Raw genomic sequence first — 1,237 nt, forward strand, 5'->3', positions numbered from 1 at the left:
GCCAACAACCGCTCACCAACCGTTCCCGGGCCACTGTCCTGGAAATTGACTTCGAGGTCCAGGTCGATGTAGAGAATTTTCGGACGCTCTGTGAGTGCGCTCATCGTGCCTCCTTGTGCCGAAGCGGGAAAGGGTCAGCCGCCAGCGTTGCCGCCCCGACCATCCGCCTTGTCCTGGCATTTGGCGTTCAGGCTTTCGCCGACATCGACCCCGCCGAGCTTGACCCCGGGGAAGAACGTGCCACCCGACGACATCTGCACGGCACCGACCTTCGTGTCGCGAACCGATGTCCAAGATCCATCCGGATTTTTCCTGAATGCCGCGCATTCGACCGATGAGGTCGCAACGTGTGCGGAGGCGCTTTGCTTGTCCTTGCCGCTCATGGTGACGCCCTGCGTGGCGGCGAGTGCGAATGCGATGACCAACATGGAGAACTCCAGCGATAAAGGGGGACGGGAAAGTACAGCAAGGTCTGCGGATGACACAATCGACCGGCAATCAAGGCGGGCTCTTTCAACGACGACCCGCCCTAACGCCCTTGGCGCGTATGCCGGAGATGCTGGTAGCCGAGCTTGTCGAGTTCTTCGGCCACCCGGAGGATGTCGACGCCATAGCCCAGGCCGGGCTGTGTGCCAACGGGGCCGAGCGATGCGACCAAATCTTTTGCAGCTTTGGCCACATCGGCAAGCCCGGCGGCTTCTGCCTTCTCGACCACCATGCGCGCACGGAAACGGGCTTCATTGAAGTCGTCGCGCAACGCGGCGTCCCCGAGAACGGTCAGGTCATGGGCAAGGTGGGCCATTGCAAATTGGTGTTCGTCTTTAATGCTCATGACTCGCGCCTGGTGCATTGGAGCGTTGAACGAATGCCTTCGGGAGCACGGACCGCAGTGGGGGCAATGCGGCCGGTGCTCCGTCCGGACCCCAGGTTGGGGACCCTAGAGGTTCTCCCGGACCATCTCCCACACGTCGCCACCGCGACCGTGGAGGATGGCGCGCACGCCGTAGATGCCCATCCCGACAACGGGCTTGAGCTCAGTAAAGGGTGGCTTGACGAGCTCCATGGGGTTGACGAAGACATGGAGCAGCGCGGGGCCCGGCTGCGCCAGCCATTCGGTGACCGCCTCATCGAGCGAGGCGGCGGTGCGAACCGTGCGGCCCCACAGGCCCATGGCCTCGGCCACTTCGCCAAACGCGGGGTTTTTCAACTTGGTAAAGGTGTCGAGCATCCCTTCGGC

Annotated in this window: 3 protein-coding genes; all 3 read right to left on the bottom strand. The window is 62.8% G+C overall.

All coding sequences use genetic code 11. The features are described from left to right. Positions 1–134: 134 nt before the first annotated feature. The gene (locus AC1DSN_RS22860) at positions 135–428 is read right to left on the bottom strand and encodes a hypothetical protein (RefSeq protein ID WP_477297351.1); all 294 of its coding nucleotides are present in this window, start codon (positions 426–428) and stop codon (positions 135–137) included. Positions 429–529: 101 nt separating this feature from the next. After that, positions 530–832, bottom strand: coding sequence for a hypothetical protein (locus AC1DSN_RS22865; protein ID WP_477297352.1), 303 nt, complete (start codon positions 830–832; stop codon positions 530–532). A 105-nt stretch (positions 833–937) separates the two neighbouring features. Further along, on the bottom strand, positions 938–1,237 hold a 300-nt coding region (locus AC1DSN_RS22870; RefSeq protein ID WP_477333155.1), incomplete at its 5' end, for a thiamine pyrophosphate-dependent enzyme.

This window comes from Luteibacter sp. P4_D7_3 (assembly GCF_056401735.1).

What these genes read in the sequence shown, in the direction of transcription:
- AC1DSN_RS22865 (WP_477297352.1), bottom strand. Translation starts at nt 832, where the DNA reads ATGAGCATTAAAGACGAACACCAATTTGCAATGGCCCACCTTGCCCAT.
- AC1DSN_RS22860 (WP_477297351.1), bottom strand. Translation starts at nt 428, where the DNA reads ATGTTGGTCATCGCATTCGCACTCGCCGCCACGCAGGGCGTCACCATG.